The organism is Frankia sp. RB5, from assembly GCF_059816245.1.
This window is the reverse complement of the sequence record NZ_JCBATA010000089.1, coordinates 1-26,411: the sequence shown is the minus strand read 5'-3', so window position 1 is coordinate 26,411 and position 26,411 is coordinate 1. Positions and strand designations below refer to the sequence as shown.

Below are 26,411 nucleotides of genomic sequence, written 5' to 3'. Positions count from 1 at the left end.
CACGGCGTCTGGCTTCGAGTGGTCGGAGAGGTACGCCTGGAGCTTGGCCACCGCCTGCGCCCCGTCACCACCATCGTCGATGACGGTCAGCTTGACCTGCCTGCCGTCGATACCACCGGCCTTGTTGGCAAGGCTTATACCCGCGTCGAGCGAACCCTTTGACTGTGATCCGTACGTCGCCAGCGCACCGCTCGTCGGCAGCACCGCCACCCACCCGCTGGGCCGAGTTCGTCGACACCGTGCACCAGGTGCTGCACTCCGGGGGCGACCTGGAGCAGGCCCTGCCGGCGGTGATGTGGATCAGCGAGTGGATCACCGAGGCGATGGCCGCGCGCCGCGCCGACGGCTTCGCCGACGACCTCATCAGCAAGCTCATGCAGTCGCTGTCCGACGAGGAGGCCGCCTCCTACACGTTCACGTTGTCGCCGGCCTCGACACCACCTCGGCCGCCATCGGCAACGCGCTCGCGTAGATCGACCGCCGCCCGGAGCTTCGCGCCCGGCTGCTCGCCGACCCGGCGGTGCTGCCGTTCGCCGTCGAGGAGTTCCTGCGCTACGAGGCGCCGCTGCAGCTGCTCGCCCGCACCGCCGCCCGCGACGGCGAGGTCGGCGGGGTGCCCATCGCCAAGGGCGCCCGGCTGCTGGTGGGCTGGGCGGCGGCCAACCGGGACCCGGCCGTCTTCCCCGACCCGGCGGCGATCGACGCCGACCGTCCCGGCAACCGGCACCTGGCCTTCGGCGTCGGCCTGCACCGCTGCCTCGGCTCGAACGTCGCCTGCTCGACGATTCGGATCACCCTGGAGGAGGTGCTGCGCCGCCTGCCGGACTTCCAGCTCGTTGGCGAGGTCGAGCGCTACCCCGACGCGGCACTGATCTACTCGCCCCTCGCCCTGCCCGCGACCTTCACCCCAGGGTCCCCCGGGTAGCCGCGGCTGCACGCCGCCCAGTCGGTCAGCGGCTCAGTCGAGCAGCGCAGCAAGTTCCCGCCACTCCCGCAACGGCAGCGCCTTCGGGTCCTCGACGAGCACCTGCAGCGCGACGTGGTCCGCCCCCGCGTCGAGGTGCTCGTCCACTCGGCGGCGGACGGCGTCGAGGTCGCCCCAGGCGACGAGCGCGTCGATGAGCCGGTCGCTGCCCCGCTCGGCCAAGTCGTCGTCGGTGAAGCCGAGGCGGCGCAGGTTGTTGGCGTAGTTCGGCAGCCGCAGCCCTCTGCCCAGGTTGCGTCGGGCGATGCGCCGAGCCTCGCTCGGGTCGCTGACCAGCACGACCTTCTGCTCCGGGATGAGTAGCGGCCCCTCGCCGAGGCGCTTGCGGGCCACGGCGGTGTGCTCTACCGGGACGGTGTAGGTGTGCGCGCCCGCGGTGAGCTCGGCGGCGAGATCGAGCATCCGCGGGCCGAGGGCGGCCAGCACCCGGCGCAGCGGGGCGTCGGTGGATGCGCCCGCGTAGACGGCGGCGTCCATCGCCGCGAGGTACTCGCGGGTGGCCTGCAGCGGACTGGTCTGGGCGTGCCCGCGGTTCGCGACCGTCGGGCCGTGGCTGACGCCGACGCCGAGCAGGAACCGCTCGGGGAATCCCTCGGTGAGGGTGCGCTGCGCGTTGGCCATCGCCGTCGCGTCGCGGGCCCACAGGTTCGCGATCCCGGTGGCGACGATGATCCGGTCGGACGCGGTCAGCAGCAGGGCCGCGTGGCTCATGACCTCCTTGCCCACGGCCTCCGGGATCCACAGCGTGGGGAACCCCAGCTCGTCCAGCTCCGCCACGGCCTGGCGGGCCGCGGCCAGCGGCTGGCGTTCCAGGTCCATCGACCAGATACCGATCCGGCCTGTCTGCATGCGCGCGATCTCCTCGTGGGGCTGCCAGGTGGTGGCCTGGCCTCATCGTGCCACAGCCAGGCCATCGCGGGTCGGGCCCGCGGGCCCTTGAAGATCGCAATAATTCTCCTTGGCAAAGAGATTGAACCCTTCAGGGTTCTCTCCTCGCCATTTGATGGTGGTATGTTCTGGCCCTCGTCAGTGAGAGTTGCAGGCGTTCACGCCGCTCGGAGGTGCCAATGGACAAGATCGTGGTGGACACTGAGCTGGTACCCGTTCTTCGGACAGTGATCCCTGTGCGATAATTGATCCGTGGACGGAGGAGATCAGTGAGTCAGTCGCGGAGGCGGTTCACGACCGAATATAAGAATGAGGCGGTGAAACTCGTCATCGACTCGGGCCGGCCGGTCTCGGCGGTCGCGAAGGACCTGGGTATCAACGAGGGCACGTTGGGAAGCTGGGTGGCGACTTGGCGGCGCGCGCACCAGACCGAGGACGAGCCGCTGACCATGTCCGAGCGTGCCCGGCTCCGTGAGCTGGAAAAGGAGAACCGGGAACTCCGGATGGAGCGTGAGTTCCTCTCAAAAGCCGGTGTGCCACGAACGCTGAAGGTTGCTTGCTAGCCGAGTGATCGACAGCGGTGCTGTACGAAAGATGGAGGATTGCAGGCCCTCCGGAGCCGCCCTTCGGGGGGAGGCTTCAAACCGCCCTCTGCTGCGTTGGCTGAAGACCGTCGTGGTGAGCGATGAGGGAAAAGGCGCACGTGATGCGTCAGGTAGGGGTCAGGGAGACGACTGCTGTCCGACGTGTCGAGATTTTAAAGATGGCATCGAAACCGGGCTGGGTTCCAGAGCCTGAGTCGCTGTACTTCTCGACCAGCTCGACCATCCGGTCGAGGTCCTGGCGAGCAAGCGGGATCAGGCTGATCTGACCCGTGCTGATGGAGCGCAGGAACGCGGCCTCGGCACGGGTGCCCTTCTCGCGTTCGAGCATGAAGCAGACTTCGGTGAGGACGGGATAGGGAACGAACGAGGAGCGGCCGGGGCGTGCGCCGCATGAGTGCGACGCTGCGGGCATGGTGCTCGTCGTCGCTGTCTGCAGCGGCGATCAGCGGCCCGGTGTCCCAGACGATCACTCGGGGTCGCGCCCGAGTTCCGCGCGCAGGATCTCAGCCGAACGGGCGGCGAGATCACCCTTGCCACTGGCCAGCGCGCCGACGAAATCCGGCAGTGGCCACTCGTCGCCGCCGTCGTCGGTGGGCGCGCTCTCGCGCACGAGCGCGAGGATCGGCGCCACCTGCGACTCGGGTAGGCGGTCGATCAGACTGTGCAGCTCGTCCCGCAGGGTGCTCACCTGCCCAGGATACGACCGACCCATCGCCCGCAACCGAGATCCACCGGGACGCGAGCCACACGACGTACCGCCGTCTTCACACGCAAGCGTGTTCGACCTGGAACGGGAGCGCCAACGCGACCACTACTGTAAGCCGACGATCATGGCTATGGGATGGCGTGAGGCGTCTGGAGCCGCCAGATTCGGAACGCCTGTTCGATGCACTGGATAATGTGGATGTCGACGCGGTTACTGGACATCGTCCCTGGTAAGGGCCCGGGTAGTGACCGGTCGGACGGTGATTTCGGGGCCAGCAACCAAGATCGAACGGTTCGGATGCTGGTACACATGGTCCACCACGCTCCGTATCCACCGTCTGACCTGGACAAATAGGTCCGGCCTATCGTCTGGAGTGGTCGGCGGGTTCCGTAGGTGCAGGTCAGCAGGCGCGGGGCCGGTTCGTACAATGCCGGGATTCCCGAGCCGACCGACTCCAGCGGTGACTGTCGGTGCGGGATTCGGGTCGCCTGGCGTCGGTTGTGGTTGTGCGAGGTTGCTCGCGCTGGCGACCTGCGCGCTGTTGGTGGGTACCGGCCGTTCGTGAGTATCGCGACCCGGCGTGATGTGCTGTACTTGTTGCCACATTCAGCGTCGATGGCACGACGAGCGGCGACAAGACTCTGGGAGCTGTCCTATTGAGCGTCCTTGCGGGCGGTGAAGCGGAACTGGATCTCGCCGTCCTCGATCGTGGCGTTGCTGAGGCCGGCGGCGACGAGCCTAGCCGCCAGCCGGTCCGGATCGACCGGGACGAAGACGTCGCCCACGTGGGCGTCTCGGATCCTCGGCACGTCCTTGCCGTCGACGCCGACGAACGTCCCGCCAGGCCGCAGCATGCGACAGACCTCCGCGAACAGCCGGTCCTGATGGTCGGGGGAGGGCATGTGGTGCAGCATCGAGAACGCCGTGACGGTCGAGAATCGGTTCGCCGGCAGGTCGGTCGCGGTGGCATCGGCGTGCAGCACGCGAGTTCCGGTGCCAGCCAGCCGTTCGGCCAACGCCGCGGCGAGGCTGGCGTCGAGCTCGACCGCCGTGACGGTGAGGACCCGCTCTCGCAGCAGATCGGTGGTCAGCCCCGGACCCGGACCGATCTCGAGCACGTCGTCACCGAGGTCGACGACCCGCGTCAGCCACGGCAGCAGGTCCCGGCGCAAGGTCTCGGCCCATTCCGGGCTGGCCAGGTACCGAAGGTGACCTTCGTTCATCTCGTCACGTCCCTTGTTCATGGGTCTCGCGCAGGTCGAGTGGAGTCGATGCGAGCAGGCCGTGCTCCCCGCTCTCGGTCATGTCTACGCTCCTGCCGTGACGGCCGTCTCCGCGAAATCGGCCAGAGATTTGCCTAGAACGGACAGCTCTGGCCTCGTCCAGATGCGCCAGAACACCGATGTTGCGGCCGGCACCTACGCCTTCGACGGCGACACGGTCGTCCTCGGCGTCGCTGGCGGCGAGCTGGGCCGTGACGGGCTGCGGACCGGATGGCACGCCCACGACCTGCATCAGATCGAGTATTCGTTCCACGGCACGATGGGAGTCGAGACGTCCGCGGGCCGTTACCTGCTACCGCCCGCGCTGGGCGCGTGGATCCCCGCTGGCCTGCCGCATCGAACAAAGATCGCTAATCGGGTGAAGACGATGTCAGTCTTCTTCGACCCCGCGTTCGTCTCGCACACGGACAACCGTGTCAGGATCATCGCGGTGACACCCGTCATACGAGAAATGATCGTCTACGCCGGCCGGTGGCCGATCGATCGAGCGGTGAGCGACCCGGACACCGACAGCTATTTCCGGACGCTGGCCACTCTCGTCGCCGAACACCTCGACGCGGAGACTCCCCTCTGCCTTCCGCTCAGCGACGATCCGCTGGTCGCGGCCGCGATCGCCTACACGGACCGGTATTTGGCGCACGTCACGCATCCAGCGGTTTGCCGCGAGGTGGGTGCATCGGAGCGCACACTTCGGCGCAGATTCTTGGCCTCGACCGGGCTGTCCTGGCATGGCTACCTCGTCCAAGCGAGGCTGCTGCGGGCGATGACCATGCTGGCCGAGCCGACCTCGACCATCCTCGAAGTGGCCGTCGAAGTCGGCTTTGAGAGCCTGAGCGCCTTCTCGCGCGCGTTCACCCGCCAGACCGGCGAAACACCGTCCGCCTACCGCCGTCGCGCGACAGCGCGACGATGACCTGACCGGGCAGACCGAGCCCCTGGAACTACCCGGCGCACGGAACACATGTTCGATCCGGTAGATGATGGCGGCGGTTGGGTGTTCACTGGATGTCATCCCTGGTCAGGGCCCGTGTGGCGACCGGACGGACAGTGATTTCAGGGCCCGGAACCAAGATCGATCGGTTCGGATGCCGGTACAGAGGGTCCACCGCGTTCCGTCACGAACCACCTGACCTGGGTCGATAGATTTGATCTATCGATATGCGCCGCCTGGATGTCAATAGATGGACTGGTCAGATGCTCGCCTCGGTGGTTCGAGTCCCCGTTGGCTTTGATGTAAATGGCTACCGCTGGTAGTGACAGGGCCAGCGCTCGGCGGGCAGTCTCGGTGCATGCTCGGGCGACGACAATTGCGCTGTGTGCGCGGAATGGGTAGCGGACGTCCGACTTGAGTATGTCGCTGTCGAGGAGACGTTCGCTTTGCGGCAGCGGGTACTGCGTCCGAGCCTGACCGTCCGCGACGAGGTTGTCGGGACTGGCACGGTGATCAGGGAGGAATCGCCGTGGGGCGAGGCCGGGTGGCGGCTGCGTTGGATGGCCACCGACGTCGACCACCGGCGCTGCGGAGTCGGCGCACAGCTGCTCGCCTCGCTTGTCATGCACGTGGGTGCAGGGGGCGGGGGGATCCTGTGGTGTAACGCTCGGCTTCCAGCCGTCCCCTTCTACGAGCGGGCGGGCTTCACGGTCCGAGGGGAGCCGTGGGATGACCGGGATGCCGGCCCAAGCGTCGCTATGCGGCACGAGGCATTTGATCCAGTGCGCCATCTGCGGACGTGGCTGCCAGAAGGCGATGACGGCCAGGTGGCCGTTGATCTTCGTGACAGCCGGATCGCGGAGGTGTGTCGGCGCTACGGTGTCGCCGAGCTGTCCGTCTTCGGCTCGGTGGCGCGCGGCGACGACACCGACTCCTCGGACGGCGACCCGCTGTATGTACTGGCGCCCGGCGCGACGCTTGGCTTCGAGATCGTCGATCTCCGCTACGAGAACAGGGTTCCGCAACATCGCCGAGCACGCGTACTTCGACGTCGTCTGGTCCATCGTGTGGCGCATCGCCACAACCGCGCGCTACGCGATTCCGGCATGCGTCCATCAGCGGGGCGCTGGCTGCCGCACGTGAGAAGCGGCAGTCCGTCCTGTGGCTGGATGATCTGGAGCGCTACCTGGGTCCGGGCGGGCTGACCGTTCATCACCTGGCCGAGCTTCTCGGTCAGCCCGCTACTCGGACGGACGGGGCCGATCAGCTGGTGGCGGACAGAGTGGTGCTGGCGACGATGCGGGCCCAGGAGCATGCCCGTTTTCGTGGACGGCCCGACGCCTCGGGCGAACGCGCTGGCGGGGAGGGGTCGGCCGCGGGCCGGGAGGTACTGGGCCTTGCGACCGAGATCCGGCTGGCCCGTTCGTGGTCATCTGCGGAACTCGCTCGCGCCGAGCAGCTTCGGGATGATTCGGAGATCGCCTCGGCGTTGGAGCATGCCGATCGGTACGGCATCGCGGAGTACCTGGCGGCCGGACCGGATCTGCTCGCCCGGTGGCTGAACGGCTGGGCGCCGGGCGAGCATCCGCGCGGTGCTGCGCTTGTCGCCGCGGCCGTGGATGCCGGACGGGCGGGCTGCCGGACCGGCGCGCCGCTTTCGGTGCTGCGGGGCCTTCATGAGGGCTATCTGGCGGAACGCGGTGGTGAACGGCTGCGCCCGGAACCCTGGGAGCAGGCTGTCGCCTGGGCCACCGAGACGATCCTGGCCACCGCGAGCCTGCTCGCCAGTGACGGCGAGGACCGCTACAGCAGCTTCGACTATCTCCTGGATGCGGTGGACCTCGACCCCCAGGCGGGTCGCGTCCCAGAGGCCACATGGACGAGCCTGCTGCGCTGGGCCGGGCCCGAGGACGCGGCAGGCATTGGATGGGCTGCATGGGGGCGAGGGCATCCGACCCAGGCAGTCGCCGCCTTCCGCCAGTCTCTCGACGGCGGCTACCCGCCCGCCGCCGCGGGCCTCGCCCACTGCCTCGGCTACCTGTTCCAGGAGAACGAGGCAGCGGACGTCCTGCGTGCAGCTATCGAGGAAGCACGCCACGACTCGACCCGATTCGACCCCGCCGAGATCCACAGTCTGCGCATTGAACTGGCCTGGTGGACCGGGAATGCCGGCCACATCGACGAGGCGCTCCAGCTCGCCGAACAGGAAGCCGCCGACGCATCTGAACACTTCGGGCCAACTCACCTGATCGCCCTGAACAGCCGGCTTGTCCTGGCGCGCTGGGTCGGAAAGGCCGGCGACCCCCAGCGTGCGCTGGAGATCGCCCGCGAGGTCGCTGCCGGCTATCAGCGCGAGCTTGGCGATGACGACCCCGCGACCGCCTCCAGCCGCTTCGAGATCGCGCTCTGGACCGATGCTGCCGGCGACAGGGCCGGAGCGATCCAGCTCCTGCGAGACCTCGAAGCAGACTCCGTTGACCGGTGGGGCGACCACGACAGGCTGACCTACGATGTCCGTCGCTATCTCGCCGGTCTGTCTGCGGCGCAGGGCGACGCCGCGACAGCGTTGCGCCTGGCCGAACAAGTCGCCGCCCACGCGGCCGGAGCATTCGGTGACCGCGATCCTCAATCCCTGATGGCCTGCCTCGACGTCGCCCGGCACACCGGCGATACCGGCCAACCCGCCGAGGCACTCCGCATCGCCCAAGAGGTCTCGTCCATCGCGCACACCGACCTGGGAGGCGACCACCTCGTCGCGCTCGCCAGCCGCTTCGAGATCGCGATCTGGACCGCCGAAACCGGCGACCCGACCCGCGCCGTCGAACTCTGGCAGACGCTCATCGCCGACGCCGCACGGCTGCTCGGACACGCCCACGGCCTGATCCGAGACAGCGAAGCAAACCTCGCCGAACTCCGCGACCACCTGGCCGACCGCCCGCCGAGGGCCTGACCCCCAAGCGGCGCCGGTAGGCCAGAAAGGGTCACGACCACCTCGGCGACAGCAAGCTGGCCGGGCGGGGCGAGGCATCGCGACGGATAGAAGTCCGGTCGGGCGTTACAGTCCCACGAAAGTCGACCTGTGATGGACTGCATGTTTAATATGCTCGGCATCGTGGGCCAACCCATATTGGGTATGAAGTAGGTGCCGCCTCATACTGTCGCATGTGCGACGGATCAGATGGCTTCCGGCCGGCTTTTCAGGTTGTAGTATTGTCGCCACGCCTGGGACGTGCCCGACATTCCGACTGGACGTACCAAAGCCCATGGAAGCCGGGAAGGATTTTCCCCGGGGATAAAGGGTTCAGTCCAGCGGTATACGAACGGGATGTCGATTCAGGAATGACAGTGCGGGCCATATCGGCCCGCCTCACGTGAGACGGGAGCCATGACCATGCGTCTTCAAAAGATCGGCCTCGGCCTCACGACCGTCGCGGCTGCTGCGGGGCTTGCCTTCGGTGGCGCGGCGACGGCGAACGCGGCCACGGTGTCCTCCGCCGCCGCCCTCGGTGCAAGCGCGGACGGTGCGACCGGGCTGTCCACGTCCGTGGGCACGTCGCTGTCGGCGAGTGAGATCGCGCAGGTGACTGCGGCGGTTCAGGCCAAGGACTCGCTCGTCGTGGTCACCAGCGTGCGCAAGAACCCCGACGGCTCCTACCTCGTTGTCGGCACCAAAACCGACGCGACGGTGACCTACCAGGTCAGCGCGGACCTGAAGACCGTCACACAGCTCTCCGGCCCGGGCGCCTAACGCCGTGCCGGATTCGACCGGCTAGGCCCGCGGCCCCTCACCATCCAGAGGATCTTCGACCGACTCAGGGCCGACCACAGGATGACCGACGTCTCCTACTCCACCGTCGCACTACGTCGCACGACGCCGCGACGAGCCACCACCACACCGAGTAATGGCGCGAAGGGGCTGAAGGCCACCGATCGCACTACGTTGATAACGACCGCATTTTCGGATCAATCCCGGTCGGCCAGGGCAAGACCGGCTTGAAGGTCACGAATGATCGTGCCGAGTTGGCCTGACGCGAGGAGCCCGGGTCCGAGCGGGCCTGACCGATTCTCGCCGACAGGCGGGAGGGTTCGCAGGGCGGCCCGGACCTCTGCCGTCGTGTGATCGAGCTGCCAGCGGATCTCGTCCTTGACGGCTTCTGGCCGGCCGGGCGCCGCCAGGCCGGCTGCTTTGGCTGCATACGCGGCGGCGCCCAGTGCATGCGCGCCCATGTGACAGATGGCTACGGCTTGACTGGCGGATCGGGCAGCGGCAGCTGCCGCGGGAGCCTTCACATCACTGGCAGCGACGCCACCGACGAATCGACGGCGGATCTCCTCGGCAGTGTTCAACTCTCCCCGAGCGAACGCCCGGGTCCGGGCGATGGCAGCGCGAGGGCGGTCATCCTTTGGAGCTTCGGCCTCGAACAGCCCCAGAACCCGCTCTGCGCAATCAGCGGCCCACGCGGCGACAAGACGTCTCTCGGCTTCGCTGAGCGTCTGTGGAGATCCCACCACGCTGACTTTACATAGCTGATCAGAAGCGCCGAGCGCCACCTCCCAGCGCGAGCGCCTCGGCGGCAGCTGCCACCCGGAGTGACGAAGCGGCCCGCCAGTGGGCAGATCCTGGTGGCCACCCACAGTCAGCGAACACCAGACCGTGTCATCGAACAGGCCCGCCCTGGCCAAGACCTCAATACACACTCTAGGCGACCTGAACGATCTCGACGGCTCCGTTGGCGACGTGAAGGTCGAAGGTCAGACCGGTGGCCTTGCTGAGCTTCGCCAGCGTTTCGAGCCGTGGCTGCGTCTCGGCAATCTCCAAGCGCGCAACAGCGGGCTGCTTGAGGCCGACCTGCTCGGCGAACGCCCGCTGCGTGAGGCCGTGCTCGACCCGGTATGCGATCACCTGGTTGGCGACCTTCCGGGCGAACGCCAGCGCATCCCACTCCTCGCGGAACTCCGGGTCCTGGCGGTGCTCTTCGATGACCTGGTCGAGGGTCTTGAGCTCCGACAGCTTCATCAGTCCTCCTTCAGGTCGTTGAGCCGTTCCACGGCCAGGGCGACTGCCCGCTTGTACTTCCGCTTGTCATGGTGGCCGATGGCGCCAACGACGACGAGCTTTGCCCCCATCCGCCGGTAGAACGCCCGCCACGGGCTGTCGCCACCTCGGGGACGTAGCTCCCACAGGTGGTCGGCGCCCACGACGGCACTGGTATGTGGGAACGGAAGATCCGTGCCGCGTTCTCGCAGCTTGTCGAGGGCGTTGTCGATCGCTGTGCGCTCGTTGGCGGGGAGCTCGGCCAACTCGTCGACCGCATCAGGGTGGACCACGACGTCCCAGGACATGCAACCATGATAACGACCACGTTATTACCGTTGTGCCGGGACCTCAACCCCTGCCAGCACGGTCAGCGTCGTGAGTCCGCCCACGCGCCCACCCGGCCGCGGGGGGTAACGGGGCGGTCGTCACACGGCTGAGGGTGTCCCGCTGCGCGGCCTTCGGCTTGGCCTCGCCCTCGCGCAGGCCGCCTACGCCGGCCGTGTCGTCCTGCGGGCCACCGCCCGCCGGCCGGCGACGTCCCGCCGCCCCGTACTTCATCGGCGCGCTGCGTGGCCTCGACCGCTGGTGGACAGCCTCCGCGCCGAACGCAGCACCTCCGCCGGCCCGCCGTCCACAGCGAGTTGTCGGCTGCTGAACAGGCCGACGACCGACAGGTCGGCTGCGGGCGCCACGAGCGACGCTACCCACATCGGAACACCGAGACGTAGCCCGAGCGCGAGGACGTTCCTGACCCGCAGCAGAAGGTCAACGCGACCACGACGCTGACGATCACAGTCACGAGACGGGCCGGAGCGCCCGAGGCAGCCAGGTATACGGAACGCCTGTTCGATTCGATAAACGATGTTCTGGTTGGCGCGCTCACGGGGCATCGTCCCTGGTCAGGGCCCGGGTAGCGACCGGCCGCACGGAAATTTCAGGGCCCGCAACCAAGATCAATCGGTTCGTATGCTGGTACACATGGTCCACCGCGCTGCGTCACGAACCATTTGACCTGGGCATATAGATTGGATCTATCGATTTGCGCGGCCGGCGCGCCGACCGATGGGCTGGTCAGACGCCCGGCTCGGTGGTTCGAGTCCCAGTTGGCTTCGACGCAAGCGGCTACCTACGGTCGCGACGGGGCCAGCGCTCGGCGCCATCCGGATCATGATCCTGTGCGCCTATGGCCCGGGGCGGCTGACCCGGACGCTCGGCCCTACGCGGCTGGGGCGGCGCTGTTGCATTGCGAGGACGCGGCGTACGCCGGGGGTCTCCGCGACCGCGGTCAGACGGCGCGTGCGAGCTCGGTGAACGCCGCAGCGAGCCGAAGGCGGAGCATCAGGTGCGGCAGACCGTGGGCGGGGCGGACGTGCTCGGGTTGGGTCGCCCGACGTCGCCGCGCTGGCCGCGGCGCTGGACCGCGCGCTACAGCCGCACGGGATGAGGAATCCCGACACCAGCGTAGACGTCGTGGAGCAGATCCCCCGGCACGCCTCGACCGGCAAGCTCAAGCGGTTCATCTCGTTGCACGGCTCCTGATGGACGGGTTCTCCTGCACCAGGGCGTTCGGTTCCATGCAGGGTGAACCGCCGGCGACGGGAGCGGAGCCGACGGCCCACTGGGTGTCACTCACGTGACCTTCACCCGGCCCTGACCACGACGGGCAGCCGCCCGCCGCGTGGCCGGTACGCAGCTCAGCCGGTCGGCCGCAGGTCCGCGCAGCCGGACCCGTCTGGCAGCAGCGGGCGCAGACTCACCCGCCACTTCCTGCCACCCGACGTCCACGGGGTGGTGGTCGCGGCCGTGCGCGCCGCGGCCAGCAGCCTCGTCGCTTCGTCACCGCGGGCCGTCACGCAGCTCAGATCAGCGCCTCCACGGCTCCGGCACAGGCCGCGGTCACGAGAAGCAGAGGAACGAGGCCCGCCGCCAGACGGACGCCCCGGGTCACCATGCCCATGGCGCCCTATGTAGCACCACGGCAGCAGCGACCCCGATCACTGCCCCATCGCGATCACTGCCCCGTCGAGTACGGCGTCTCGGTCACTGGTTACCTCCTGCGGCCGGCCGGTTCAGATCCTCATGCTTCCGCCAGGCAGCCTGTGGCCGGGCCTCCCGTCAGCGGCGACTTATGACTTATGACGCTGGTAGTAGCGGGCCACGCGGGCACGGTTGCCGCAGCGGCTGGCCGAACACCAGCGGCGCCGGGGGTGCGCGGGCAGGAACAGCAAGACGCAGTCCTCTGCCGCGCAGGCCCGCACCAGGGCGATGGTCTGAGGGTTGGTGAGCAGGTCGGCGGCGGCCTCGGCGAGTTCGGCCGCCAGGCGCGCGCCGAGTGACCCGGCGCGCCGGGGGGTCGAGGTGACGGCGGTGCCGTCCCAGCCGAGTTCGCGGTAGGCCGGTGCGTCACCCAACGCCGAACTGAGCGCGTGTAGCGCCGCCCGGGGCGGGCACTCGCCGCGCCGGGCGTGGTCGATGGCCGTTGCGGAGTGCTCGCGGACGGCGTGCACGGCAGCGAGATCAGCCTCGGTGGGCGCCGTCACGGGCACCGGGGTGAGGAGGCGGTAGGCCTGGATGCCCAGCCACGCCTGGAGCCCGGCCGGGGTGGACAGCAGGTCCATCGGTCCGGCGGCGGTGTGTGGGCGGGTGTTGACCAGATCGAGGATGAGCGGCTCGCCGGTCAGCGGGAAGTCGACGTCGAGCATGCCTAATGCTACATCGACCTCTTGACATGTTAGTGAGCGATCGGCTACGACTAATGGAAACCTGCCATGAGGAGGCATGTGACATGACAGTCGCGCCGGTTCCACGGGTGGAACACCGCTTCGTCGACGTGGCGGGCGTCCAGGTCTTCTACCGCGCGACCGGGCCAGCCAACGCGCCCACGATGATGCTGCTGCACGGCTTCCCGTCGGCGTCGCACCAGTTCCGCCGGCTGATGGACGCCCTCGGCACCGGATACCGGCTGATCGCGCCCGACTACCCTGGCTTCGGCCACACGGAGGCGCCCGACGGGTTCACCTACTCCTTCGAGGCGCTGGCCGACATCATCGAAGGCTTCGTTCGGAAGCTGGGCCTACGCCGGTTCGTGCTCTACGCGTTCGACTTCGGCGGTCCGGTCGGTTTCCGCCTGGCTACCCGCCATCCAGACTGGATCGCCGGTCTGGTGATCCAGAACGCGAACGCGTACGACGAGGGCCTGAGCCCGATCGCCCGCGAGCTGATCGCCAACCGGCCCGGTGTCGACGGCGCGGAGGAACGCGTCCGCGCCATCCTCACGTTGCCGGTCACCCGGAGCCAGTACGACGGCGGTGTGACCGACCCCGCCCTGATCGCTCCGGACGGCTGGACCCTCGACCAGCACTTCCTGGACCGGCCGGGACGTAAGGACGCGCAGGTCGACCTGACGCTGGACTACCACTCCAACGTGACCCGGTATCCCACCTGGCAGACGTACCTGCGTACCCACCAGCCGCCAAGCCTCGTCGTGTGGGGCCGCAACGACGCGTTCTTCACCGAGGCAGGTGCCCACGCCTACCGACGCGACCTGCCCGACGCTGAATTGCACCTGTTCGACACCGGCCACTTCGCCCTGGAGGAAAAGCTCCCCGAGATCGCTCCGCTGATCGCCGGCTTTCTCGACCGTGTCTGGCCGGTTGCTCCGATGAAGATCGCCGTCATCGGAGCGACCGGCCAGCTCGGCCGCGTCGTCGCTGCCGAAGCGACCGCCCGCGGCCACCACGTCACGCCGCTGCACCGCGACGCAGTCGACGTGACCGACCCGGTGTCCGTCACAGCCGCCGTCTCCGGGCACGACGCCGTCGTCGTCGCCGTCAAGGGGCCGGACCGACTGGTTCCCCGTGGCGCCCAGGCACTGCTCGACGCCCTGCCGGCCGCTGGCGTCGATCGGCTTGTCTTCCTGGGCGGTGGCGGGAGCCTCGAGTACGCGCCTGGCCTGCGGTTCGTCGACGGCCCCGACTTCCCTGCCCAGTACGTCCAGACCGCCCGCGACCAGGCCGAGGCTCTGGACATCCTGCGTGCGGCCAGCACCGCCGTGCGGTGGTCCTACGTCAGCCCGCCGCCGATCCACCTCGTCCCCGGAGACAGGACCGGCACCTACCGCACCGCCGCCGGCGACACCCCGATCGTCGACGCCAGCGGCGACAGTCGCGTCACCACCGGCGACTACGCGTCGGCCGTCCTCGACGCGCTGGAGAGCGGATCGTTCGTCCAGCAGCGGTTCACCGTCGGGTACTAGCCCGCCCATGAAACGGTCTCGGCTTCTGCTGGTCCTGGCCGCGCTGGCGGCACTCGGACCACTGTCAGTGGACATGTACCTTCCCGGGCTTCCCGCACTGTCCGCGGATCTGTCCTCGGGGACATCCAGCGCCCAGCTCACGCTTACCGCCTGCCTGGTCGGCCTGGCGGCGGGGCAGGCGGTGGCGGGACCGCTAAGCGACGCACACGGCCGCCGCCCACCTCTGCTCGCCGGCCTGGCGCTGTATACGGCGTCCACTGCGTTGTGCGCCGCGGCACCATCGGTCGAAACACTGATCGCGGCGCGGCTGGTACAGGGGGCGGCTGGCGGCGCCGCGATCGTGATCGGCCGGGCCGTCGTCCGTGACCTGTATGAGGGCGCCGCCGTGGCGCGGGTGTTCTCCGTGCTCATGCAGATCACCGGGGCCGCCCCGATCATCGCTCCGCTGGTCGGCGGGCAGGTGCTACGGCTCACCTCCTGGCGGGGGGTGTTCGTGGCCATCGCCATGCTGGGAGCGCTGCTCCTGCTCGCCACACTGCGCTGGACCGAGGAGACCCTGCCGCGTAACCTGCGGCGCGCCGGAGGCCTGGGTGAGACGGTCCGCAGCTTCGCCGCTCTTGTCGCCGACCGCGCCTTCGTCATGCCAGCGCTGGCCGGCGGTCTCGCGTTCGCGGCGATGTTCGTCTACATCGCCGGTGCCACGTTCGTCCTCCAGGAGCTCCACGGCCTGTCGGCCCAGTGGTTCAGCGTCGTGTTCGCCCTCAACGGCCTGGGCATCGTCGTCGCCGGTCGACTCGGTAGTCGCCTGCCCGCCCGGCGGCAGCTCACCGTCGGGGCGACCGTCTCCCTCGTGGGCGCGCTCGCGCTGCTCCCGGTCGCTGGGTTCGGTTGGAGCCTGGCCCTCCTGCTACCGGCGTTGGCGCTGGTAGTCGCGGGAGTGGGGCTCAGCATGCCAGGCAGCGCCGCCCTCGCTGTCGCCGGAGCGCCGCGGGCGATGGCCGGAAGCGCGTCCGCCCTGCTCGGTCTCAGCCAGTTCGCCATCGGCGGGTTCGCCGCGCCGCTGGCCGGCGGGTGGGGTTCGCGGGACGCCCTGCCGATGGCGGTGATCATCGCAGTTCTGTCCACCGCGGCCGCTGCGATGTCGCTTCTGTCTCCCGGTGGTCCCCTGGCCTCCGCCGGGTCCTCGTCCCCCGCCGGACCGGCGTTCCCCGGTGAGCCCGTGTTCCAAGACCAGTCCGTGTCCTCCGGCGAGTCGGGTGAGTCGGTTGATATGCCGACGGATGCCGCCGAGGGACGGCCGGCGGTGGCAGGGCTATCTGACCCGAGACCCGCGAGCCCTTTTCTCGCCGCTCCGGTCCAGCCCTCGGAACACCATCGAGTCGATTCCTAAATGAAAATCCTAGGTGCGTGATTAGGATCGGCAGACGTCGGCGGACAAATGTGGACGGGTATCCGACGATCCTTCAATCTTCGGGTTACCGGACGTGACCACTTGACCAGCGGCACTGACCCCGAATCCGCCTCGGGTTTACACGCCCGCCCCAGGTGACGGTGGACCGGCGCCGGGAACGTCCCACGCCTCGGCCGGTCCGTGGATGTGACTGTCGGCAGGACGGGCTGGGGTGCCCAGAACCGCCAGGTATACGGAACGCATGTTCGGTTTGGTGGGCGATGTTGCGGTCGGCGCGGCCACTAGGCATCGTCCCTGGTCAGAGCCCGCGAGGCGACCGGCGGGATGGTGATTTCAGGGCCAGCAACCAAGATCAATCGGTTCGGATGCTGGTACACATGGTCCACCACGTTGCGTAGTTAGCATCTGACCTGGTCAAATAGGTTTTATCTATCAATCGGCATGATTGCCGGTGTCTGCAGATGCAGGTCAGCAGGCACGGAGGCCCGGTTCGTACAATGCAGGGGCTTCCGAATGGACTCGTTCGGCGGTGACTGTCGGTCCTTGATGTCTTCGGGGTCCGAGGCTCGGTGCCAACAATGCCGGGGCTCCTCGCCGATCACCCTTGGTGGTGGCTGCCGGTCTGTCCAGACAGTGCGACAGAGTCGTTGTGCCTACAGTCTCACGGCCGCTCGGGCCGTTCGGGCCAGTTCTCCGACGAGTCGCCAGGTACGCAGCCGGTCCTCGTCGGTGCGGAAGGCGGCGGGGGAGATGCGTACGTCGGTGGCTCCGGCGTCCAGGTATTGTTGGATCCCGGCGGCGATGGTGTCCTCGTCACCGATCAGGGCGACGTCGGCGGGGTGGACCGCGCCCTCCCGGTCCAGCACGGCGCGGTAGGAGGGGACGTTGCCGTAGGGGGCGAGGGCCCGTTCCGCGTGGGCGCGGGTTTCCGCGATATCGGCGGTGACGGCGGCGGGGACACCGACCGCGATGGTGGGGTCGGGACGACCGGCGGCGCGTGCCGCCTCGACGATGGTGGGGACGATCGACTCGGCGAGGGTGCGCGGTCCTGCCAGGTAGGGCAGCGTTCCGTCGGCCAGTTCGCCCGCGGCGCGCAGGGCCTGGGGTCCCATGGCCGCGACGAGCAGCGGGATCGCAGGGGTGATGCCGGTCCGCGGACCCGTGGGCGACGTCGTGGGTAGGCGGGCGGTGACGGTCGGGCCCTGGACGTCGGCGGCACCGGTCTCGAACACCGAGCGCAGGATGCGGAGATAGTCGCGCAGGTGGCGGATGGGCCGCTCGAACGGGACGCCGAAGGCGTCCTCGACTGCGGCCTGGGTTCCCAGGCCGATGCCGAGGTGGAAACGGCCGTCGGTGGCGATCTGCGCAGTCCTGGCCTGGGCGGCGGTCACGACGGGATGGCGCGGGTACATCGGTACTGCCGCGGTGCCGATCCCGATGCCGGGGACCTCCCGTCCGACGAGGGCGGACACGGTGATCGCGTCGATGTCGAGGCCCTGGGAGAACCAGATGGTGTCGACGCCGGCATCCGCCGCCTCATGGGCGCGTCCCAGGATGACACGCAACGTGTCGCCGATGGGGGTTGCTCCTGTGTGCAGCGAGATCCCGATGCCCATGAAAAACCGACTCCTTCGATGACGCGTCGCGAATCCGAACATCATTCCGGACGCTCGAGGACGCTCCACTATTCCTGGCCTTCCCGGGATCGAGAAGGCGTTAACTGACGTCCTCCGCGGAAAGACCGACCGCTGCCCGACGTGTCCGATGTCCGCGTGGGGCGGCGCTCGCCGGAACTCCTCTCGCTGGAACCCCTCAGACAGCCGCCGCGGGCTTTCGGACGTTGAGGGCAAGGATCGCGACCAGGTTCACCGCCGCGAGGAAGGCCGCCACCACGATGAAGGCGGTGGCGATGCCATGGGCCATGGCCTGATGCGCCTGAGCCGCTGGAGCCACCCCGGCCGTGGAGTTGCGGAGCGACGTGCTGTAGACCGTCGTCAGCACGGCGACTCCCAACGAGAGACCGAGCTGCTGGAAGCATTGCAGGAGCCCGGATGCCGAGCCGGTGTCCCGCGGCGGCAGACCCGCAAGAATGAGCAGTCGGTGGACAGTTCGGGTGCGACGTGGCTGTAGGCGCTGAGGGTCAGGCTGATCTGCGAGTGGCCCATGATCTCCATGACGACGGCGGATGAACGCCCTGGGCGAGGAGCAGGCTCGCCATGGTGTGGCGCGCGTCGTGGAGACGGGCGGACCGGACGTCCGCCGCTTTCAGGAGGTTCTTCCACGCCCGGTGATCGGCGTTGGGGCCGAGGGGGTGGCCGGTGGGCTGCGTGAAGACGAGCCCGTTGCCGGCCGCCTCTGCCTCCTGCTGCTGGGCCGTGCGGTGCGTGCGCAGGTCGGCCGCCAGGCCAGGCGGGAGGACGATGGTTCGCCGGCCCGCCCGGGACTTCGGGTGGACGATGACGAGTCCGCCGCCGGTACGTCGCGGGCATCGACGAGGAAGGCCGCAGGGCGAGCAGGTCGTCGACGTCCCGGTACGACAGGGCGAACCGCAGGTACCACCGAACCGCCAGGACGATCACCTCCGGCGGGAACCGGAACCCCGCGACTCCGATGTCGGGACCGGTGGGCAGGCACGACGTCGACGCATCACTCGATCATGACCGGCCGGCGGTCGCGGGACAGCGGACTCCGCCGATGCAACAGAGCGGTCAGGACGCCGTCCGGCCAGTCGGCTGCGGGGCCCGCCGGCCCCGCAGCCGAGCGGGCTAAGCCGCGATCGGGGTGTAGTGCGCGGCGTCATCCCCTTCGATGGCGTAGCTGTTCCGGCCGTCCAGTCCGGTGGGCACTCCGCCGGCGACCGTGACCCGGTGCAGCAGCCGCGGGAGGTCGCCGTAGTCGTCCACGGCGTAGTGCTGGGTGATCCGGTTGTCGAAGAAGGCGAGGTCGCCGGGTGCCCACGTCCACCGGACGGTGTTCTCCGGCCGAGTGACGTAGGTCTGCAGCAGGCGGAGCAGATCGCGTGACTCGGTGTTCGACAGGCCGACTATCCGCTGTGCGAAGCCGCCTATGAACAGGGCTCGCTCACCCGTCTCGGGATGGACCCGGACCACGGGATGCGCGGTCCGGTACTTCCGGGAGACGAAGACCTCGCGAAAAGCCTTCGTCTGCGCCGTCTGGGCCGGTGGGATCGCGTAGTCGTAGTCGTTCGTGTGCTCGGCCCAGAGCCCGTCAGCCAGGTCGCGCAGGGGGTCCGGGAGATCACGGTAGGCCGTCGCCGTGTTGGCGATGAGGGTGTCGCCGCCGAACGGGGGGACGGTGATGCTGCGCAGCGTACTGGCGGACGGCGGGCTCACCACGAAGGTCACGTCGGTGTGCCAGTTGTTGGCGCGGCCCTCGGTCGAGTCCACGCGCAGCACGTTCGGGCTGCCCTCCAGGGAGGGGACGGTAGGGTGCGCCCTGGTGAGTTCGCCGAAGCGGGCGGCGAATCGCTGCTGCCCCTCGTCGTCGAGTTCCTGGCCCCGGAAGAACAGCGCCTTGTGTTCAAGCAGTGCCTTCCGGACGGCGGCAACGGTCTCGCCGTCGAGGTCGATGCGCAGGTCGAGGCCTGCCACCTCGGCGCCGATCCGTCCGGTTACCTTGCGTACGCGCAGATCCGTACTGATGACTGCCATGGTTGGCTCCTTGGCTCACTTGGGGTCGCTTGGCGGGATCAGTGGAGGGGATGAGGGCTGGCCAGCTCGGCCGCATGCCGTCGATGCCGTCCGATCCCTCACCGGTGCGAGGACCCGGACCGGCACTGGGTGACGTCGAGACGGCCGCGATCCGATGCTGAGGTGCGGCTGTCGCGAACGGGCCTGCCGCCATTGCGTGGCTACCGCCGGCTGAAGACCGGAAGTGACGGGAGCAGGCCGCGACGCGGTGCCACGGCTGACCCGGACAGACCTGGCCCGGGCATCAGGCGGATGGCGGATGGCGGATGGCGGGAGATCGAACGCTGCCCGGAACTGTCAGGGTCACCACGCCGCTATCCCTGTCGCGACGTCATGGTTACGCCTGTTGACGCGGAGGTCAACAATTGGCACTCACACGAAAATAATTCCCCACTTCAGCGTAGTGGAACCAATACCCTGAGTGGGAGACCAAGAATACACGCCCGAAGCTGGCGACAACCCTTGACAGACGCCTTCTTCACCAAGATAGTGAGCAACGTGATCGGGGCGGAACTGTCTACTCGGCGGCCCGTGGACCATGTCCACGTCGCCAGCGCTTTGTGTTGCCGCTGAAGCTGTGCCTGCGTCGGCGGTCCGTCGCGAGCAGGTAACGGCATCGGAGTACGGCCCTCCACGGCCGAAGATTCCGGGGGTCGTTCCCTGACGCGCCGCAGCCTGCCGCCGCAATCGTAGAGAAAAACTTCGTCCGGCACGCTTCCCGGAAATTTCCGGCGACGCCACCGGAATCTTTATCGCGGGATCCCGTGACTGCGCGGTCGACCCTGGCCGGTCGCGCCTCCACGCACCACTCCCCACACTCATTCTCACCTCCTGCGGAATCGGGTTTCTGCGGCTTTTTCACCAGGCTTCCGCATGCCCACCGGGGCAGGCATGGGAAGGGATTCTTCCGCCTCCTGGCGTGAGAATCCACCACCAGGCTGAACGCTCATCTCCAAAAATCTGAACATCCTAGAGGACATACCACGATGCATCGCAGGATCCGACAGAAGTCGAAGCTGCTCACAACCACGGCCACCCTTGCTGTGGCGGCCCTCCTGGCCTCCGCCTGCGGCAACGACAGCAGTGGCAGCAGCGGCGGTTCGAAGGACGAGCGGACGACCCTGCGGTACCAGGGCAGCGTCGGCCAGGTCACGTTGCCCGAGCTGGCCGCCGATCTCGGTTACCTCGGCCCGGTCAAACTCGAGTGGATCGGCAACACCATCAGCGGCCCGCAGGACATCCAGGCGGCCACCACCGGCGACACCGACTTCGGCGGGGCCTTCAACGGCGCAATCATCAAGCTCATCTCCGCAGGCGCGCCGATCAAGTCGGTCATCAGCTACTACGGGGTCGACAAGGACCAGTACAGCGGCTATTACGTACTCGAGGACAGTCCCATCAGGTCGGCCCGGGACCTGATCGGCAAAAAAGTCGGCATGAACACGCTCGGCGCGCACCTCGAGGCCGTCCTGGACGCCTACCTGAAGAAAGAGGGCCTCAGCTCGGGCGACATCGACAAGGTCGTGCCGACCGTGGTTCCACCGGTCAATACCGAGCAGGCGCTGCGCGCCGGGCAGATCGAGGTGGGCGCTCTCGGCGGCATCCTCCGGGACAAGGCACTCGAACGCGGTGGCATCCGCCCGCTCTTCTCCGACTACGACCTCTACGGCACGTTCGCGGCCGGAAGCTACGTGCTGCGGACGGACTTCATCAAGAAGAACCCGACGACCGTCACGCACTTCGTCGAAGGTGTCGCGCGGGCCCTCGAGTGGGCGAAGAGCCATTCGCGTGACGAGGTCGTCGCCCGGTTCACGCAGATCATCGACAAGCGGAACCGCAAGGAGGACAAGACCGCGATCAAGTTCTGGAAGAGCTACGGCGTCCCGGACAAGGGTGGGCTCATCACGGACGAGAACTTCACTCGTTGGATCGACTTCCTGCGCGATGACGGCCAGCTCAAGAAGGATGTCAAGCCGGCCGACCTGTATACGAACGAGTTCAACCCGTTCCGGCCCGGCGGGCCCGACGCCGGTAGATGAGCGGCGCCACACGCCCGGCGTCCAGAGCGAGGATACCGATCATGAGCACCATCAAGTTCGACCGTGTGACCAAGCGGTTCGCAGTACGCGCCGACTCCAGATCGCGCGGCACGAAGGCCGCTTTCACCGCACTGTCCGAGGTCGACCTCACCATTCGCAGCGGGGAGTTCCTCGTCCTGGTCGGCCCGAGCGGATGTGGCAAGTCGACGCTGCTCGACCTGGTCGGCGGGCTGTCCAGGCCGAGTAGCGGCCAGGTCCTGGTGGACGGCGTTCCGGTCACCGGGCCCGGCCTGGACCGAGGAATCGTGTTCCAGCAGTACGCCCTGCTGCCGTGGCGCACCGCGCTCGGGAACATCGAGTTCGGCCTGGAGGCGAAGCGGGTCCCGCGCTCCGAGCGAAGGGCGCGGGCCCGGGAGTACCTGGATCTCGTCGGGCTCACCGGGTTCGAGCGCCACTACCCGCACGAGCTGTCCGGCGGGATGAAGCAGCGGGTCGCGATCGCCCGCAGCCTGGCATATGACCCCGCCGTCCTGCTGATGGACGAACCGTTCGCCGCGCTGGACGCCCAGACGCGGGAGGCGCTGCAGGACGAGCTGCTGCGCATCTGGGCGAAGACCCGCAAGACCGTCCTGTTCATCACGCACTCCATCGAAGAGGCGATCTACCTGGGGCAGCGGGTGGCCATCATGACATCACGGCCGGGTCGGATCAAGGCAATCGTGGACACTCCGCCCGTCGAGGAACTGGGCGGCGATCCGCGGTCGGCCCCCGAGTTCGTGCGTCACCGGCACCTGGTGTGGGAGCTGCTCCACGACGAGGTCGCCAGGGCGCAGGAGGCGGAACGCCGGGGAACGGAACCGCGCGAGCGGGAGGCAACGCCGCAGGATCCCGTCCCGGCTGTGGCCGGCCACGATGTCGCCGCTGGGGGGAGTGACTTCCCGGAGGCCGGAGCGGGTGCGCTGTCCGGGGGGAACGTGTCGTTCAGGAAGAAGGTGAGCAGCGTTGGCAGTCATCGATGATGCGCGTGACCTGGCCGTGGATGTGGGCGACGACCGGATCCAGTCGCGTGGCGCCCGGGCCTGGGCAGCGCCGCTGCGCGTCGCCGGCACCATCTTCCGTCGCACCGTCGCGATCGCGGTGCTGCTGGTCGCCTGGGAGGTCCTTCCGCGTGCCGGCGTCGTCGACCGGGTGTTCCTGCCGCCGTTCTCGGAAGTGATCGACAAATGGTGGGAGATGCTCCGCGACGGCGACATCCTGGCGCACACGGAAGCCAGCATGAAACGTACCGGATCCGGTTTCGCCCTTGCCGTGGTGATAGCTCTCCCGCTGGGCCTGGTCATCGGCTGGTTCCCGCTCGCGGCCGAGATCCTCAGCCCGCTGCTGGAGCTTTTCCGCAACACCGCCCCGCTGGCCCTGCTCCCGGTGTTCATCCTGATTCTCGGCCTGGGCGAGTCCTCCAAGATCGGTATCGTCACCTACGCCTGCGTCTGGCCGATCCTCCTGAACACGATCAGCGGCGTCCGGAACGTCGACCCGCTTCTGATCAAGTCCGCCAGGTCGATGGGACTGTCGTCGCCACGGCTGTTCCAGAAGGTGATCCTTCCTGCCGCGGTACCCACGGTGTTCACCGGTATCCGGCTGGCCGGGGCCTTCGCGATCGTCGTCCTCATCGCTGCCGAGCTGGTGGGCGCGAAGGCCGGACTGGGCTACCTGATCAATTATGCGCAGTCCAACTTCGCCATCCAGGAGATGTACGCCGGGATCATCACTATCTCGATGATCGGCGTGGGGATCAACCAGCTGCTGCTGGCCGTCGAGCGGCGGTTCTCGCGCTGGCGCGCCACACCCGGCTCGTGACCGCCCGCGCCGGCGCTACCGGCCTGCGACAGCTGACCGGCCTGCGACAGCTGACCGGCGTGCGCCCGGCTGGCCGGTCCCGCCCGGCCGAGACACCGACCCCGCCCGGCCGACCGAGCCACTGAGAATCGAGAGAAGAATGAGCGCCCAGCCTCGCCAGATACACCTCAACGCGTTCCTGATGCACGTCGGCCACCACGAGGCAGCCTGGCGGCACCCGGCGACCAATCCGGAGAACGACAGCGTCGACCATTACGTCGGCCTCGCGCAACTTGCTGAGCGGGGGAAACTCGACTCGATTTTCCTGGCGGACGGACTCGCCCTGTGGAACAACGTCAGGTACAACTTCAGCGGCCGTTTCGAGCCACTGACGCTCCTGTCCGCCCTCGCCATGGCGACCAGCCGCATCGGGCTGATCGCCACCGTGTCCACGACGTATAACGAGCCGTTCCACGTGGCCCGGAAGTTCGCCTCCGTGGACCACCTCAGCCGTGGCCGGGCCGGTTGGAACATCGTGACCTCCTCCCAGGAGGGCGAGGCGCGCAACTTCAGCCAGGAGAAACATCTCGACCACCACAGCCGCTACCAGCGGGCCGCGGAGTTCCTGGACGTGACGCGCGCGCTGTGGGACAGCTGGCAGGACGACGCGCTGGTATACGATCGGAATTCGGGTGTCTATGCCGAGACGGACCTGATCCGACCGGTCAACCACACCGGACAGCACTTCTCCGTCGCCGGGCCGCTGAACGTCCCCCGCAGCCCACAGGGCCATCCGCTGCTTGTGCAGGCCGGCTCGTCGGAGGACGGCCGGGAGTTCGCCGCGCGGTACGCGGAGGCGGTCTTCACGGCGCAGCAGACGCTGGCCGACGGCCAGGCGTTCTACGCCGACGTGAAGAACCGGGCCGGCCACCATGGCCGCTCGCCCGAGGAGATCAAGATCCTGCCCGGGATCGCCCCGATCCTGGGCGGCACCGAGGCGGAGGCGAAGCGGCGCGAAGCCGAGCTGAACGACCTGATCGTGCCCGAGTACGGACTCAGCCAGCTGTCGAAGATGGTCGGAATCGACCTGTTCGACCACCCGCTGGACGGCCCGCTGCCGGCAGATCTCCCGACGGTCGACGACATCAACGGCAATAAGAGCCGCTTCTCCCTGGTCATCGAGTTGGCCCGCCGGGAGCGCCTCACCATCCGCCAGCTGCTGACCCGGTTGGCTGCCGGTCGCGGCCACCGGGTCTTCACCGGCACCCCGGAACAGGTCGCCGACCAGCTCGAACTCTGGTTCACCAGCGGAGCGGCGGACGGCTTCAACGTGATGCCGCCCTATCTGCCCGGGGCACTGACCGACTTCGTCGACCAGGTGGTCCCGATCCTGCAGCAGCGGGGGCTGTTCCGGACGGAGTACGAGGGCAGGACGCTGCGCGAACACTACGGGCTGGCCCGGCCGTCCGCCCGGCCCGTTGCCGGCACCGCTGTCCGGGCCGGCGTCCCGCGGTGACCGGCGGGCCGCAGTGACCGGCGGGGCAGCGATCCGCGGGGCGGTGACCGGTGGGGCAGCGACCGGTGCTGCGGTGACCGGCGGGGCGCGGCGTCGACCGCGGTCGGTGGCAGTCCCCGCCGAGTGCGACGTCCTGGTACTCGGGGGCGGTCCGGCGGGGACCTGGGCGGCGCTGGGAGCGGCGAGTTCCGGCGCACGTGTCACGCTCGTGGACAAGGGTTACTGCGGGACCAGCGGCTCGACTGCGGCCGCCGGAAACAACCTCTGGCTCCTGCCACCGGACGGGCCGGCCCGGACGGAAGCCGTCGCCGCCCGGGAGGTCGCCGGCGGTCATCTCACGGACCGGTGGTGGATGTCCCGTGCCCTGGACCGGACGTGGGACGCCGTCGGGCAGCTGGCCGACGCCTGCGGAAGCGTGGTGGACGTCGCCGGACTGCGGGTGGCGTTCCTCGGGCTGATCGAGCTCTCGGGCCGGATGGACCTGGACGAGCGTGCCTACGCGCGGCTGATGCGCCTCGAACCGGGTGGCGTGGACGTCCTCATCACCCACGACGGCCCGTACGGGATGTCACGTGACCTGCGAGGAGGCGTGCAGGGCTCGGCGAAGCTGACCCGGCTCCTCGAACACCTGCAGCCACGCCTGCACGTCAGCGGTCACTACCACCACCTCAATGGCCCCCGCGTCTACGGCCGCACCACCTCCTACGCGCTCGCCCAGCTGGTCCGTCCCAAGGTCACCCGCTGGGAGCCGGAGACGACCAATCCCGAGCAGCGGGTGACGGCCGGCAGCGTCGGCCTGTTGGACACCGGGATCGGCGACTTCACCTACCTCGACGACGACTGGCTCGCCGAGGTGCGCGGCGACGCGCTCGACCTCACCGCACTGGTCGCCGCCGCCTGCTGACATCCCTCGTTCCGGTCAGGAGGGTGCCGCGATGGTGATCAGAGCGTCCGTCAGCCGCTGGAGGTGGGCGGCGGTGGACTGCACCGCCGGCGAGATCGAGCGTGTGCGGCGGCTGCTCGACGATGTCCTGGGGATCGGCGGCCTGTTCGTGCCGCGGCTTGGGGAGACCACCGCCGGATGAGGGTCACGGCTGGTCGGGCCGGAGGGCGTTCGTCCACCGGGGGAGCATGGAGGAGATTCTCGGAGCCGTGTCTGGTCGCGATCTTTCTCGGCGGTTCTATGAGCAGGCGGTTCGGCCGCTGAT

The 26,411-nt window shown here is 68.5% G+C and carries 26 protein-coding genes and 2 pseudogenes; 14 read left to right on the top strand and 14 right to left on the bottom strand.

Annotation, left to right across the window (positions count from 1 at the left end; genetic code table 11):
• The coding region (locus tag AC6EXY_RS30805; protein ID WP_499818670.1) for an ABC transporter substrate-binding protein at positions 1-210 on the bottom strand (210 nt) is incomplete at its 3' end.
• A gap of 310 nt (positions 211-520) precedes the next feature.
• On the opposite strand from AC6EXY_RS30805, the gene AC6EXY_RS30800 reads away from it, so the two are divergent.
• Entirely contained in the window at positions 521-925 is a 405-nt protein-coding gene (locus AC6EXY_RS30800) for a cytochrome P450 (protein WP_165818557.1), read from the top strand.
• 33 nt (positions 926-958) lie between these two features.
• On the opposite strand, the gene AC6EXY_RS30795 is transcribed toward AC6EXY_RS30800, so the two are convergent.
• Positions 959-1,834, bottom strand: a complete 876-nt coding sequence (locus AC6EXY_RS30795; RefSeq protein ID WP_101833518.1) for an LLM class F420-dependent oxidoreductase — start codon at positions 1,832-1,834, stop codon at positions 959-961.
• A gap of 308 nt (positions 1,835-2,142) precedes the next feature.
• On the opposite strand from AC6EXY_RS30795, the pseudogene AC6EXY_RS30790 reads away from it, so the two are divergent.
• Positions 2,143-2,403, top strand: a pseudogene (locus AC6EXY_RS30790) (transposase); the annotation flags it as partial.
• Between the two features lie 181 nt (positions 2,404-2,584).
• Here AC6EXY_RS30790 and AC6EXY_RS30785 read toward each other — a convergent pair.
• The 3 genes from AC6EXY_RS30785 to AC6EXY_RS30775 all read right to left on the bottom strand — a co-directional run bounded on the left by AC6EXY_RS30785 (position 2,585) and on the right by AC6EXY_RS30775 (position 4,407).
• Positions 2,585-2,890, bottom strand: coding sequence for a hypothetical protein (locus tag AC6EXY_RS30785; RefSeq protein WP_499818671.1), 306 nt, complete (start codon positions 2,888-2,890; stop codon positions 2,585-2,587).
• Between the two features lie 54 nt (positions 2,891-2,944).
• The gene (locus AC6EXY_RS30780) at positions 2,945-3,166 is read right to left on the bottom strand and encodes a hypothetical protein (RefSeq protein ID WP_499818672.1); all 222 of its coding nucleotides are present in this window, start codon (positions 3,164-3,166) and stop codon (positions 2,945-2,947) included.
• Between the two features lie 671 nt (positions 3,167-3,837).
• Entirely contained in the window at positions 3,838-4,407 is a 570-nt protein-coding gene (locus AC6EXY_RS30775) for a class I SAM-dependent methyltransferase (RefSeq protein ID WP_101831192.1), read from the bottom strand.
• A gap of 130 nt (positions 4,408-4,537) precedes the next feature.
• Here AC6EXY_RS30775 and AC6EXY_RS30770 point away from each other — a divergent pair, with 130 nt between their 5' ends.
• From AC6EXY_RS30770 to AC6EXY_RS30755, 4 genes are all read left to right on the top strand, one after another.
• Complete coding sequence (locus tag AC6EXY_RS30770; protein WP_499842443.1) at positions 4,538-5,380, top strand: AraC family transcriptional regulator; 843 nt, start codon at positions 4,538-4,540, stop codon at positions 5,378-5,380.
• A 401-nt stretch (positions 5,381-5,781) separates the two neighbouring features.
• Positions 5,782-6,603 carry a GNAT family N-acetyltransferase gene (locus AC6EXY_RS30765; RefSeq protein WP_101831189.1) on the top strand — a complete coding sequence of 274 codons (822 nt, stop codon included), beginning with the start codon at positions 5,782-5,784 and terminating at the stop codon, positions 6,601-6,603.
• A 77-nt stretch (positions 6,604-6,680) separates the two neighbouring features.
• Positions 6,681-8,348 carry a tetratricopeptide repeat protein gene (locus AC6EXY_RS30760; RefSeq protein ID WP_101831188.1) on the top strand — a complete coding sequence of 556 codons (1,668 nt, stop codon included), beginning with the start codon at positions 6,681-6,683 and terminating at the stop codon, positions 8,346-8,348.
• 435 nt (positions 8,349-8,783) lie between these two features.
• Positions 8,784-9,146, top strand: a complete 363-nt coding sequence (locus AC6EXY_RS30755) for a hypothetical protein (protein ID WP_243407365.1) — start codon at positions 8,784-8,786, stop codon at positions 9,144-9,146.
• A 215-nt stretch (positions 9,147-9,361) separates the two neighbouring features.
• Here the strand turns inward: AC6EXY_RS30755 and AC6EXY_RS30750 are convergent, their stop codons facing one another.
• From AC6EXY_RS30750 to AC6EXY_RS30730, 5 genes are all read right to left on the bottom strand, one after another.
• A complete protein-coding gene (locus tag AC6EXY_RS30750) occupies positions 9,362-10,096 on the bottom strand; it encodes a putative immunity protein (protein ID WP_499818673.1) in 735 nt (244 codons plus the stop codon).
• Between the two features lies 1 nt (position 10,097).
• Complete coding sequence (locus tag AC6EXY_RS30745) at positions 10,098-10,415, bottom strand: helix-turn-helix transcriptional regulator (RefSeq protein WP_499818674.1); 318 nt, start codon at positions 10,413-10,415, stop codon at positions 10,098-10,100.
• Positions 10,415-10,741: a type II toxin-antitoxin system RelE/ParE family toxin gene (locus tag AC6EXY_RS30740; protein ID WP_499818675.1), complete on the bottom strand. Its 327-nt coding sequence runs from the start codon at positions 10,739-10,741 to the stop codon at positions 10,415-10,417. Before AC6EXY_RS30740 ends, AC6EXY_RS30745 begins: the two co-directional genes overlap by 1 nt.
• Positions 10,742-12,130: 1,389 nt before the next feature.
• Positions 12,131-12,289: a hypothetical protein gene (locus AC6EXY_RS30735; RefSeq protein ID WP_243407364.1), complete on the bottom strand. Its 159-nt coding sequence runs from the start codon at positions 12,287-12,289 to the stop codon at positions 12,131-12,133.
• A 273-nt stretch (positions 12,290-12,562) separates the two neighbouring features.
• Positions 12,563-13,138 carry a CGNR zinc finger domain-containing protein gene (locus tag AC6EXY_RS30730; RefSeq protein ID WP_101831184.1) on the bottom strand — a complete coding sequence of 192 codons (576 nt, stop codon included), beginning with the start codon at positions 13,136-13,138 and terminating at the stop codon, positions 12,563-12,565.
• 83 nt (positions 13,139-13,221) lie between these two features.
• Here AC6EXY_RS30730 and AC6EXY_RS30725 point away from each other — a divergent pair, with 83 nt between their 5' ends.
• Complete coding sequence (locus AC6EXY_RS30725) at positions 13,222-14,691, top strand: alpha/beta fold hydrolase (protein WP_499818676.1); 1,470 nt, start codon at positions 13,222-13,224, stop codon at positions 14,689-14,691.
• A gap of 7 nt (positions 14,692-14,698) precedes the next feature.
• Positions 14,699-16,081 (top strand): multidrug effflux MFS transporter, encoded by a 1,383-nt coding sequence (locus AC6EXY_RS30720; RefSeq protein WP_499818677.1) that lies wholly within the window; start codon positions 14,699-14,701, stop codon positions 16,079-16,081.
• A gap of 674 nt (positions 16,082-16,755) precedes the next feature.
• On the opposite strand, the gene AC6EXY_RS30715 is transcribed toward AC6EXY_RS30720, so the two are convergent.
• From AC6EXY_RS30715 to AC6EXY_RS30700, 4 genes and pseudogenes are all read right to left on the bottom strand, one after another.
• A complete protein-coding gene (locus tag AC6EXY_RS30715) occupies positions 16,756-17,718 on the bottom strand; it encodes an LLM class F420-dependent oxidoreductase (RefSeq protein ID WP_499818678.1) in 963 nt (320 codons plus the stop codon).
• 196 nt (positions 17,719-17,914) lie between these two features.
• A complete protein-coding gene (locus AC6EXY_RS30710) occupies positions 17,915-18,103 on the bottom strand; it encodes a hypothetical protein (RefSeq protein WP_133150665.1) in 189 nt (62 codons plus the stop codon).
• A 499-nt stretch (positions 18,104-18,602) separates the two neighbouring features.
• Positions 18,603-18,749 (bottom strand): annotated as a pseudogene (locus AC6EXY_RS30705) (IS6 family transposase); the annotation flags it as partial.
• Between the two features lie 118 nt (positions 18,750-18,867).
• A complete protein-coding gene (locus AC6EXY_RS30700; RefSeq protein WP_101831913.1) occupies positions 18,868-19,773 on the bottom strand; it encodes a TauD/TfdA dioxygenase family protein in 906 nt (301 codons plus the stop codon).
• Positions 19,774-20,798: 1,025 nt separating this feature from the next.
• Here AC6EXY_RS30700 and AC6EXY_RS30695 point away from each other — a divergent pair.
• The 6 genes from AC6EXY_RS30695 to AC6EXY_RS30670 all read left to right on the top strand — a co-directional run bounded on the left by AC6EXY_RS30695 (position 20,799) and on the right by AC6EXY_RS30670 (position 26,288).
• Entirely contained in the window at positions 20,799-21,851 is a 1,053-nt protein-coding gene (locus AC6EXY_RS30695) for an ABC transporter substrate-binding protein (protein WP_101831912.1), read from the top strand.
• A 41-nt stretch (positions 21,852-21,892) separates the two neighbouring features.
• Complete coding sequence (locus AC6EXY_RS30690) at positions 21,893-22,870, top strand: ABC transporter ATP-binding protein (RefSeq protein WP_101831911.1); 978 nt, start codon at positions 21,893-21,895, stop codon at positions 22,868-22,870.
• A gap of 22 nt (positions 22,871-22,892) precedes the next feature.
• Positions 22,893-23,708 carry an ABC transporter permease gene (locus AC6EXY_RS30685; RefSeq protein ID WP_243407521.1) on the top strand — a complete coding sequence of 272 codons (816 nt, stop codon included), beginning with the start codon at positions 22,893-22,895 and terminating at the stop codon, positions 23,706-23,708.
• Positions 23,709-23,847: 139 nt separating this feature from the next.
• Positions 23,848-25,203: an LLM class flavin-dependent oxidoreductase gene (locus AC6EXY_RS30680; protein WP_101831909.1), complete on the top strand. Its 1,356-nt coding sequence runs from the start codon at positions 23,848-23,850 to the stop codon at positions 25,201-25,203.
• Between the two features lie 106 nt (positions 25,204-25,309).
• Positions 25,310-26,107 carry a metallophosphoesterase family protein gene (locus AC6EXY_RS30675; RefSeq protein ID WP_499818679.1) on the top strand — a complete coding sequence of 266 codons (798 nt, stop codon included), beginning with the start codon at positions 25,310-25,312 and terminating at the stop codon, positions 26,105-26,107.
• Between the two features lie 31 nt (positions 26,108-26,138).
• The gene (locus AC6EXY_RS30670; RefSeq protein WP_499818680.1) at positions 26,139-26,288 is read left to right on the top strand and encodes a hypothetical protein; all 150 of its coding nucleotides are present in this window, start codon (positions 26,139-26,141) and stop codon (positions 26,286-26,288) included.
• Positions 26,289-26,411: the final 123 nt, after the last annotated feature.

What these genes read in the sequence shown, in the direction of transcription:
- AC6EXY_RS30795 (WP_101833518.1), bottom strand. Translation starts at nt 1,834, where the DNA reads ATGCAGACAGGCCGGATCGGTATCTGGTCGATGGACCTGGAACGCCAG.
- AC6EXY_RS30785 (WP_499818671.1), bottom strand. Translation starts at nt 2,890, where the DNA reads ATGCCCGCAGCGTCGCACTCATGCGGCGCACGCCCCGGCCGCTCCTCG.
- AC6EXY_RS30775 (WP_101831192.1), bottom strand. Translation starts at nt 4,407, where the DNA reads ATGAACGAAGGTCACCTTCGGTACCTGGCCAGCCCGGAATGGGCCGAG.
- AC6EXY_RS30755 (WP_243407365.1), top strand. Translation starts at nt 8,784, where the DNA reads ATGACCATGCGTCTTCAAAAGATCGGCCTCGGCCTCACGACCGTCGCG.
- AC6EXY_RS30745 (WP_499818674.1), bottom strand. Translation starts at nt 10,415, where the DNA reads ATGAAGCTGTCGGAGCTCAAGACCCTCGACCAGGTCATCGAAGAGCAC.
- AC6EXY_RS30740 (WP_499818675.1), bottom strand. Translation starts at nt 10,741, where the DNA reads ATGTCCTGGGACGTCGTGGTCCACCCTGATGCGGTCGACGAGTTGGCC.
- AC6EXY_RS30730 (WP_101831184.1), bottom strand. Translation starts at nt 13,138, where the DNA reads ATGCTCGACGTCGACTTCCCGCTGACCGGCGAGCCGCTCATCCTCGAT.
- AC6EXY_RS30725 (WP_499818676.1), top strand. Translation starts at nt 13,222, where the DNA reads ATGACAGTCGCGCCGGTTCCACGGGTGGAACACCGCTTCGTCGACGTG.
- AC6EXY_RS30720 (WP_499818677.1), top strand. Translation starts at nt 14,699, where the DNA reads ATGAAACGGTCTCGGCTTCTGCTGGTCCTGGCCGCGCTGGCGGCACTC.
- AC6EXY_RS30715 (WP_499818678.1), bottom strand. Translation starts at nt 17,718, where the DNA reads ATGGGCATCGGGATCTCGCTGCACACAGGAGCAACCCCCATCGGCGAC.
- AC6EXY_RS30700 (WP_101831913.1), bottom strand. Translation starts at nt 19,773, where the DNA reads ATGGCAGTCATCAGTACGGATCTGCGCGTACGCAAGGTAACCGGACGG.
- AC6EXY_RS30695 (WP_101831912.1), top strand. Translation starts at nt 20,799, where the DNA reads ATGCATCGCAGGATCCGACAGAAGTCGAAGCTGCTCACAACCACGGCC.
- AC6EXY_RS30690 (WP_101831911.1), top strand. Translation starts at nt 21,893, where the DNA reads ATGAGCACCATCAAGTTCGACCGTGTGACCAAGCGGTTCGCAGTACGC.
- AC6EXY_RS30680 (WP_101831909.1), top strand. Translation starts at nt 23,848, where the DNA reads ATGAGCGCCCAGCCTCGCCAGATACACCTCAACGCGTTCCTGATGCAC.
- AC6EXY_RS30670 (WP_499818680.1), top strand. Translation starts at nt 26,139, where the DNA reads ATGGTGATCAGAGCGTCCGTCAGCCGCTGGAGGTGGGCGGCGGTGGAC.